We start from the raw sequence: 9,030 nt of genomic DNA on the forward strand, positions 1-9,030 counted from the left end.
CCGCGCGAGGTCGGCGGCGCCGACCATGCCTGCCTCGGGGCCGAGCTGGGCGCGCGCGATCCGTGCCTCGGGGCGGTAGCCGCGGCCCGTGAGGTGCCGGCGGAAGGCGTCGCGGGCGGGACCGATGAGCAGGTCGTCGGCCGCGCTCACCCCGCCGCCGATGACGAAGCAGGACGGGTCGAGGGCGGCGGCCAGGTTGGCGATGCCGACCCCGAGCCACTGCCCGATGTCCTGGAGGAGTTCGACGCACATGGCGTCGCCCTCGCGGGCCAGCTCGGTGATCATCGGGCCGGTGATGTCGCCGATGTTGCCCTTGACGTGCTCGATGATCCCGAACGCCACCGGGGAGTCGGCCGCGGCGAGCTCGCGGGCCTCGCGCACGAGTGCGTTGCCGGAGCTGTACTGCTCCCAGCAGCCGCGGTTGCCGCACGGGCAGCGATGGCCGCCGGGCACGACCTGCATGTGGCCGAACTCTCCGGCGACCCCGAACTTGCCGCGTTTGACCTGGCCGTCCTCGAGGATCGCGCCCCCGATGCCGGTGCCGAGGGTGATCATCACGAGGTGGTCCTCGCCGCGACCGGCGCCGAAACGCCACTCGGCCCAGGCGGCGGCGTTGGCGTCGTTGTCGACCAGGACGGGCACCGCGAGCCGTCCGGCGAGGCGGTCGCGCAGCGGCTCGTTGCGCCAGGACAGGTGCGGGGCGAACAGGACGCGGTTGCGTTCGGCGTCGACCCAGCCGGCCGCCCCGATGCCGACGGCGTGCACGTCGTGCCGGTCGGAGAGGTCCAGCACCAGCTCGACGATGGTGTCCTCGACGACCTTGGGGCTCTTGGACTTGTCCGGCGTCTCGGCGCGGACCTTCTCCAGGATGTTGCCGTCGGCGTCCACCACACCCGCCATCACCTTCGTGCCACCGATGTCGATGCCGACGGTGGGGACGCGGGGTGCCGTCAGATGGGAACGGCGCTCGCGTGTGCCCACGGTCCGCAGGACGGTGGCCCGCGCGGAGCCGATGGGGGTGCCCCCCGCGCGAGCGGAGCCGAGAGCTCGGGGCAGCGCGAGGTCGCGGTAGGTGCTCATCGCGCCGATTCTGCCTTACGCCGCCCCGGGGCCGCACCGTGGAAGCGCGGTGACACATGTGACCTGTGGGCCGTCTGTGGCCTGTTCCGGCCGGCCCGCGGGGCCGTCCGGGTCACGGCCCCGCACCCCTCACAGGGCACGGTTCTCCAGCTCGTGCCGCAGGTCGTCCAGCTCGCTTCCGCCCGCCATCTGGCGCGTCAGCTCGTCCAGCGTGATCCCGTCCCGGGTGTAGCTGCCCGACATGGTGCCGCGCTTCAGCAGGACGAAACGATCACCCACGAGATAGGCGTGATGCGGATTGTGGGTGATGAACACAACACCCAGTCCGGCGTCCCGTGCGGCGGCCACATATTTGAGGACCACACCGGACTGCTTCACACCGAGGGCGGCGGTGGGCTCGTCGAGTACGAGGACCTTGGCGCCGAAATGGACGGCGCGGGCGATCGCCACGCACTGGCGCTCGCCTCCGGAGAGGGTGCCGATCGGCTGGTCGACGTCCCGGAGGTCGATGCCCATGCGCAGGAGTTCCGCGTGGGTCGTGCGCCGCATGTGGTCGACGTCGAGGTGCTTGAACGGGCCGAAGCCCTTCCGGGGCTCGGAGCCCAGGAAGAAGTTCCGCCAGACCGGCATCAGCGGGACGACGGCGAGGTCCTGGTAGACGGTGGCGATGCCGAGGTCCAGGGCCTCACGCGGGGACGACAGCCGGGTCTCCTCGCCCTCGACGCGCAGCGTGCCCCCGTCGTGCCGGTGGCGACCCGCGATGATCTTGATGAGGGTGGACTTGCCCGCTCCGTTGTCGCCGAGCACACAGGTGATGTCGCCCGCGTGCACCTCCAGCGAGACACCTTCGAGGGCGCGGATGTTGCCGTAGTACTTACTGACGTCGTCGAGCTCGACGAGCGCCGGGCGCCGCGCGGCGGCGGGTTCCTCGGTCATGTTCTCCGTCGTCACTTCGTGGCCTCCGCGCGCTTGCGGACCCAGTGGTTGAGCAGGGTCGCGAGGAGCAGCATCACGCCCAGGAAGAACTTGAACCAGTCCGGGTTCCATTCGGCGAAGACGATGCCCTTGCTCACCATGCCGAAGATCAGCGCGCCCACGGCCGCGCCGATCGCGGAGCCGTAGCCGCCGGTGATCAGACAGCCGCCGATGACGGCCGCGATGATGTAGATCAGCTCGTTGCCGACGCCCTCGCCGGACTGCACGACGTCGAACGAGAACAGCAGATGCTGCCCCGAGATCCAGGCGCCGAAGGCGACGCCCATGTAGAGGCCGATCTTGGTCTTGTCGACCGGGACGCCGACCGCGCGGGCCGCCTCCTCGCCGCCGCCGACGGCGTAGATCCAGTTGCCGACGCGGGTGCGCAGCAGGATCCAGGTGGCCACGGCGACGAGGACCAGCCACCACAGGATGGTGATCTTGAAGTCGACACCGCCGATGGTGATCGTCGAGGCGAAGACGTCCTTGGCGGAGGAGAAGCCCTCCATGTCGGAGATCGACTTGGTGGAGACCGTGCCGCTGATCAGCTTGGTGAAGCCGAGGTTCATGCCGGTCAGCATCAGGAAGGTGCCGAGCGTGATGATGAAGCTCGGCGGGTCGGTGCGGGTCAGCATGACGCCGTTGAAGACGCCGATCGCGAGGGTGGCGAGGAGCGAGACGAACACACCGACCCAGACGTTCGCCGTCATCTGGTAGCTGAACATCGACGAGATCAGCGCGGAGCTGGTCACCATGACGCCCGCGGAGAGGTCGAACTCGCCGCCGATCATCAGCAGCGCGACCGGGACGGCCATGATGCCGATGGTCGACGCCGCGTACAGGACGGTGCTGAGGCTCGCGGCGCGTACGAAACTGTCCGCGAAGAGCGCGAAGAACACGAACACCGCGACCGCGCCGACCACCGAGCCGAGCTCGGGGCGGCTCAGCAGCTTACGCAGGGGCGAGGTCTTCAGGAGGCGTTCGTCGGTCTCGGGGCCGGGCGCCGGCGCGGGTGCCGTGGCGGTCATCGGGTCCCCCGCGCCGCGTACTGCTCCAGCTCGGAGGCCTGGTCCCTGGTGATGATCTGGGGGCCGGTGAGGACGGGCTTGCCGCCGCCGAGGACGTCCGCGTTGTACTTGTAGAGCCAGAGCAGGTCCACGGCCTCGTAGCCCTGGAGCCAGGGCTGCTGGTCGACGGCGAAGCCGAGGGTGCCGTTCTTCAGCTCGGCGGCGACCTTGGCGTTCAGGTCGAAGGTGTCGATCTCGGCCTTGCTGCCCGCGTCCTGCCTGGCCTTGACCGCGGTGTCCGCGAAAGGCGCGCCGAGCGTGACGACCGAGTCGATCGACCTGTCGGCCTGGAGCTTGGCGCCGATCGAGGACTGGACGTCGGGCATGTTGGTGCCGGTGACGTAGAGGTTCTCCACGGTCCCGTCGAACGTCTTCTTCATGCCCGCGCAGCGCTGCTCGTGCCCGACGTTGCCCTGCTCGTGCAGGACGCACAGGGCCTTCTTGCGGCCCCGCTTGTTCAGTTCCTCGCCGACGGCCTCTCCGGCGATCGTCTCGTCCTGGCCAATGTGGGTGAGCGCGCCGAAGGCCTTCGACTCCTCGGAGCCGGAGTTCACCGTGATCACCGGGATGCCGGCCTTGCGGGCGCGGGCGACGGCGGCCTTCATGGCGTCGGGCTTGGCCAGCGTGACGATGATGCCGTCGACCTTCTTGTCCACGGCGGCGTCCACGAGCTGCGCCTGCTGCTGGGCCTCGTCGTCGTGCGAGTACAGGAAGTTGATGTTGTCCTTGACGGCGGCCTGCTTGGCGCCGTTCTGGACGATGTCCCAGAAGGTGTCGCCGTCGCCCGAGTGGGTGATCATCGCGAAGGTCCACCGGGGCGTGTTCACCGCGGCCCTGCCCTGGGCCGCGGCCGCCTTGCGGGCATCCTCGGCTCGCTTCCCCCCGGTGCTGCTGCATCCCGCGAGGGACAGTGTCAGCGCCCCCGCCAGCGCGATGCCCACCCAGGTCCGTGTCCGTGCCACGAGGCCGTGCCCTTCTTGCCGTGCTCTTGGTGTGCCGGGCCGTGAGGACCGGCCCGGGGGCCCTCCGGCGGGCCCTTGAGGACCGGAGTCGTACCGGCCCAAACGGCCAAGTATCGATCATTGGGATCATCCGCCCAAATCACGGTTCCCGCGCGCGCGGAGCGAGGGCCCGCGCGACCGCCGTACGGAAGGCGTCGCGTCAGGGCCGTCCAGGGAGCCGGAAGGGCGCGTCAGGGCCGTACGAGAAGCTGGAACTCGAAGGAGTAGCGCGAGGCACGGTAGATGTGGGAGCCGAACTCGACGGCGCGGCCGGTGTCGTCGAAGGTGGTGCGCTGCATGGTGAGGACGGGGGTCCCGGCCGGCTCGCCGAGCCGCTCGCCCTCGTCCGCGCTGGCCGCGCGGGCCCCGACGGACTGGCGGGCGCTGTGGAGGGTGATGCCGGCCCCGCGCATCAGCCGGTACAGGCCGGTGGCCTCCATCCGGCCGCTGTCGAGCTCCAGCAGCTCGGGGGGCAGGAAATTGCAGAGGTACGCCATCGGCTCACCGTGCGCGAGACGCAGCCGTTCGACACGGTGGACCTCGCTGCCCTCGGGCACCCCGAGGGCGGCCGCGACCTCGGTGGACGCCGGTTCGACGGCGTTGACGACCACCTGGGTCGCGGGGCGCTGGCCGGCCGACTCCAGGTCGTCGTAGAGGCTGCTGAGTTCGAGAGGGCGCTTGACCTGGCTGTGCACGACCTGCGTACCGACGCCCCGGCGCCGCACGAGCAGCCCCTTGTCGACAAGGGACTGGATGGCCTGGCGGACGGTGGGACGGGACAGACCGAGCCGCGCGGCGAGCTCGATCTCGTTGCCGAGCAGGCTGCCGGGGGTCAGCGCTCCGTGCTCGATGGCGGCCTCGAGCTGCTGCGAGAGCTGGAAGTACAGCGGGACCGGACTGGTGCGGTCGACGCCGAGCTGGAGCGACACGGTCGGATCCACGACTGGTTTGGCCACGGATCGAGCGTAGCCCCGAGACATGTTGACGGGAAGTTGTGAAGTTCGATTGTCCGGACAAACCATTGACAGCGCGACGCGTCGCCCCCCAGTTTGTTCCCATGCGCATCGGACTCATCGGAGCGGGTCGTATCGGCACATTTCACGCGGCCACGCTCAGCCGTCACCGTGAGGTCGGAGGCTCCCTCATCGTGACGGACGCGGATCCCGTACGGGCCCAGCGGCTGGCGGACCGGCTGGGCGCGACGGCGGCGCCCACCGTGAACGAGATCTTCACCTGGGGCGTGGACGCGGTGGTCATCACGGCCGCCACCTCGGCCCACTCCGAACTGATCGGCCGGGCGGCACGCTCCGGACTCCCGGTCTTCTGCGAGAAGCCCATAGCTCTCGACCTGGCGGGCACGCTGGCCGCGCTCGCCGAGGTCGACGCTGCCGGAACGGTTCTGCAGATGGGCTTCCAGCGCCGCTTCGACGTCGGCTACACCGCTGCCCGCGAGGCGGTGCGCTCGGGCCGGCTCGGCCGGCTGCACACCGTACGCGCGATGACGTCGGACCAGTCGCCGCCCCCGGCCGACTATCTCCCGCTGTCCGGCGGGCTCTACCGCGACTGCCTGATCCACGACTTCGACATGCTGCGCTGGGTCAGCGGCCGCGAGGTCGTCCAGGTGTACGCGACCGGCTCCGACGCCGGGCCCGCGATGTTCCGCGAGGCGAACGACATCGACACGGGCGCGGCCGTCCTCACCTTCGACGACGGCATGCTCGCGACGGCGACGGCCACCCGCCTGAACGGCGCGGGCTACGACGTACGCATGGAGCTCTCCGGCGAGCTGGACCAGATCGCCGTCGGCCTGGACGACCGTACGCCGATCGCCTCGACCGAACCGGCCGGACCGCCGCCCGCGGACAAGCCGTGGACGGGCTTCCTGGAACGCTTCGGCCCCGCGTACAAGGCGGAGCTCGCCGCGTTCGTGGAGGTGGTCCGCGGCGAGCGCGCCAATCCCTGCGACGGCCGCGAGGCACTGGAGGCGCTGCGGATCGCCGAAGCCTGCGAGCTGTCGCGGCGCGAGCGGCGCGCGGTCTCCCCGGCGGAGATCCCGGGCGGCAGGCTCTGACGGCCGGGGGGCTCGTTCGCGCCCGGGCAGGCCGCGGCCGCGAGCCGGCCTCTCACCCCAGGAGCCGGACGCCGGGGGTCTCGCTGTCGAGGCCCAGTCGCCGGTCGCAGTGCTTGCACGTCAGGTGGTGCGGCCGGACAAGGTTGGTCTGGATGCTGCCGGTCCCCGGCTCGTTCGCCTCCGGGCAGTGATACGCGAGGTGCAGCCGCACCCAGGGGTGGCTGGTGGGCGCGGCGGCCTTCCGGTCGTCCCGGGTGTCGGTGAAGGGCGCCCACCAGAAGTCGACCAGCGCCCGGACCGCCAGCCGGTCCCGGCCGCTCGTGGTGTCGAACGCCGCGATCCTCCCCGCGGTGTGGTGGCGCTGGAACCCGCTGCGGCTGCCGGAGCACAGCGCCTGCTCGGTCCCGCGCTCGAACACCGTGGTCCGCCCGGTCCGCTCGCAGATGAAGCAGTCGAGGGTGAACTCCAGCCGGGAGCGCCAGTAGAGCTGATGGCGGGATTCCTCGAGACCGGTCAGCTCCGCGGTGATCTCCGCCGTACGCAGCACGGGCAACGCTCCTCACACGGCACCGGGCCGCTCACCAGCGCACCGGCATCCGGCGCACGCCTCTCATCAGCATGCCGGGCAGCCAGCCGCTCGGCGGTCCGTCGAACGCCAGGTCCGGACACCGCTCCAGCAGGGAGCGGAGGGCCACTTGGGCTTCGAGCCGGGCCAGCGGCGCGCCCAGACAGTAGTGGATGCCGTGCCCGAAGGCGAGATGACCGCGGGTCTCACGCCGGAGGTCGAAGCGTTCGGGCTCCGGATAGCGCGCCGCGTCACGGTCGGCCGCGCTGAGGCCGATCATCACCTCTTCCCCCGGCGCGATCGCCGTGCCGCCGATGTCGAGCGGCTCGGCGGCATAGCGGAAGGTCGCGTTCTCCACCGGGCCGTCGTGGCGCAGCGTCTCCTCGACGACGCCGTCGAGAAGCGTCATGTCCGCCCGGACAGAGGCGAGTTGGCCGGGATGGCCGAGCAGGGCCCGGACGGCGCCGGAGATCAGGTTGACCGTCGTCTCGTGTCCGGCGACGAGGAGCAGGAACGCCATGCCGCGCAACTCCCCCGGCGAGAGCCGGTCGCCGTCCTCGGCCGTGGTGCGGATGAGACCGCTGAGCAGGTCGCCGGTGGGACCCGCGCACCGCTTGTCCTCGATGAGTTCGCCCAGATAGTCGGCGAGTTGGACGAAGGCCTTCTGCTCGCTCTCGGCGCTGGTGGGAGCCACCGTCTCCGTGGACAGGGCACGGAAGGCGGCCCGGTCCGGCTCGGGCACCCCGAGCAGCTCGCAGATCACGGTCAGCGGGAGCGGATAGGCGAAGGACTCGACGAGGTCCGCGCGCCCGCGCGGAATCATCGCGTCGAGCAGCTCGTCGGTGATCTCCTGGATCCGCGGGCGCAGCGCCGCGACCCGCCGGCCGGTGAACTCGCCCGCGATCAGGGTCCGGAGCCGGGTGTGCTGCGGCGGATCGGCGAACAGCATGTGCCGGCCGATCAGCTCCTCTCCGTAGAAGACGAACCCCGCCGTGTCCGGGTTCTTGGCCAGCCGCGCGTCGGCGAGCGCGGCCCGCGCCTCCTCGTACCCGACGACGAGCCATGTCTCATGCGCCGCGTCCGGCGGTGGCAGCCGCACCCGGTGCACGGGACCGAGCGCGCGCAACTCGGCGTAGACCGGATGCGGATCCTCGGTGAACCGCGCTCCGTACTCCCCCAGATCGATCACGACTCTCCCTCCCGTCACCCCGCTCAACGCGCGAGGGCCCCGCTCAGTGCCCGTCCTCCTCCAGGAGTCCGGCGTCGTACGCCAGCAACGCGATCTGCACACGGTTGTTGAGGCCGAGTTTGGCGAGGATGCGGGAGACGTGGGTCTTGACCGTGGCGACGCTCATGAACAGTCCGGCGGCGATCTGCGCGTTCGACCTGCCCCGGCCGACCTCGACGGCGACCTCGCGCTCGCGCTCGTTCAGGCCGGCCATCCGGGAACGGGCGCCGGACCTGCGGGTGTCGAGGGTGGAACCGGCGGCGTGCTCCATCAACTGGCGGGTGACGGCGGGCGACAGCACCGGGTCTCCGGCCGCGACCCGGCGTACTGCCGCCAGGATCTCCGCGGGCGGAGTGTCCTTGAGAACGAAGCCGGCCGCACCCGCCCGCAGCGCGCGCAGCACCTGGTCGTCGGCGTGAAAGGTCGTCAGGACCACGACCTGGGGCGCCTCCGCGCGGGCGCGCAACCGCTCGGTGGCGGTCAGTCCGTCGACGGTCGGCATCCTGATGTCCATCAGGACGACGTCGGGCCGGGTGCGGTCGACGAGTTCCTCCACCTCGCTGCCGTCGGCGGCCTCACCGACGATCTCGACGTCCTGGGCACCCCCCAACATGAGGGCCAGCCCCGCCCTCACCAACGGATCGTCATCCACGAGCACCAGCCGAATCCCAGTCATCCCCTCACCCAACCAGCTCCCCAAGCATTCCTTCGCCCCCTCCACCCTCACCCGACCCACCCCGGGGCTCAGCCGCCACACCCCGCTCCTCACTCGAACGCCGGAGAGGCTGAGAGAGGCCCCGCACCCGAAAAGGTGGCCCGGAGGAAGGCCCCCCGGGCTCCGCCGCCACACCCCGCTCCTCACTCGAACGCCGGAGGGGCTGGATCCTGCGCCGGAGGGGCTGAATTTCACGCCCGCACCCAAGCCCCCGCGTACCCGCAGTCGGCATCCGGCGTGAGGGGCCGTGCCGGTACATCGATGCCCGTCGCCACCGACGCTCACATCTCCGTCCAACGGCGACGGGCTGATGCACCGGCACGGCCCC

Annotated in this window: 9 protein-coding genes; 1 reads left to right on the forward strand and 8 read right to left on the reverse strand. The window is 71.0% G+C overall.

What is annotated here, in order from left to right; translation table 11 throughout:
* The 5 genes from ACWEBX_RS34880 to ACWEBX_RS34900 all read right to left on the reverse strand — a co-directional run.
* A partial coding sequence (locus ACWEBX_RS34880) for an ROK family glucokinase (protein WP_451888770.1) occupies positions 1-1,080 on the reverse strand: 1,080 nt, incomplete at its 3' end.
* A 129-nt stretch (positions 1,081-1,209) separates the two neighbouring features.
* Positions 1,210-2,016, reverse strand: a complete 807-nt coding sequence (locus ACWEBX_RS34885) for an ATP-binding cassette domain-containing protein (RefSeq protein WP_451888771.1) — start codon at positions 2,014-2,016, stop codon at positions 1,210-1,212.
* Between the two features lie 11 nt (positions 2,017-2,027).
* The gene (locus ACWEBX_RS34890) at positions 2,028-3,083 is read right to left on the reverse strand and encodes an ABC transporter permease (protein ID WP_451888772.1); all 1,056 of its coding nucleotides are present in this window, start codon (positions 3,081-3,083) and stop codon (positions 2,028-2,030) included.
* Positions 3,080-4,084, reverse strand: a complete 1,005-nt coding sequence (locus tag ACWEBX_RS34895) for a sugar ABC transporter substrate-binding protein (protein WP_451888773.1) — start codon at positions 4,082-4,084, stop codon at positions 3,080-3,082. The genes ACWEBX_RS34890 and ACWEBX_RS34895 overlap by 4 nt, the downstream gene beginning before the upstream one ends.
* Before the next feature lie 230 nt (positions 4,085-4,314).
* On the reverse strand, positions 4,315-5,052 hold the full coding sequence (locus ACWEBX_RS34900) for a GntR family transcriptional regulator (RefSeq protein WP_451888778.1): 738 nt from the start codon (positions 5,050-5,052) through the stop codon (positions 4,315-4,317).
* Between the two features lie 128 nt (positions 5,053-5,180).
* On the opposite strand from ACWEBX_RS34900, the gene ACWEBX_RS34905 reads away from it, so the two are divergent.
* The gene (locus ACWEBX_RS34905; RefSeq protein WP_451888774.1) at positions 5,181-6,194 is read left to right on the forward strand and encodes a Gfo/Idh/MocA family protein; all 1,014 of its coding nucleotides are present in this window, start codon (positions 5,181-5,183) and stop codon (positions 6,192-6,194) included.
* A gap of 52 nt (positions 6,195-6,246) precedes the next feature.
* Here the strand turns inward: ACWEBX_RS34905 and ACWEBX_RS34910 are convergent, their stop codons facing one another.
* The 3 genes from ACWEBX_RS34910 to ACWEBX_RS34920 are packed head-to-tail and all read right to left on the reverse strand — an operon-like array spanning position 6,247 to position 8,663.
* On the reverse strand, positions 6,247-6,741 hold the full coding sequence (locus tag ACWEBX_RS34910; RefSeq protein WP_451888775.1) for a hypothetical protein: 495 nt from the start codon (positions 6,739-6,741) through the stop codon (positions 6,247-6,249).
* Positions 6,742-6,772: 31 nt separating this feature from the next.
* Positions 6,773-7,948 (reverse strand): cytochrome P450 family protein, encoded by a 1,176-nt coding sequence (locus tag ACWEBX_RS34915; RefSeq protein WP_451888776.1) that lies wholly within the window; start codon positions 7,946-7,948, stop codon positions 6,773-6,775.
* Between the two features lie 43 nt (positions 7,949-7,991).
* Complete coding sequence (locus tag ACWEBX_RS34920) at positions 7,992-8,663, reverse strand: response regulator (protein WP_451888777.1); 672 nt, start codon at positions 8,661-8,663, stop codon at positions 7,992-7,994.
* Positions 8,664-9,030: the final 367 nt, after the last annotated feature.

It is taken from the genome of Streptomyces sp. NPDC005070 (assembly GCF_053600395.1).

Coding starts and splice junctions, on each gene's coding strand:
- ACWEBX_RS34885 (WP_451888771.1), bottom strand. CDS start 2,016: ATGACCGAGGAACCCGCCGCCGCGCGGCGCCCGGCGCTCGTCGAGCTC.
- ACWEBX_RS34890 (WP_451888772.1), bottom strand. CDS start 3,083: ATGACCGCCACGGCACCCGCGCCGGCGCCCGGCCCCGAGACCGACGAA.
- ACWEBX_RS34905 (WP_451888774.1), top strand. CDS start 5,181: ATGCGCATCGGACTCATCGGAGCGGGTCGTATCGGCACATTTCACGCG.
- ACWEBX_RS34920 (WP_451888777.1), bottom strand. CDS start 8,663: ATGACTGGGATTCGGCTGGTGCTCGTGGATGACGATCCGTTGGTGAGG.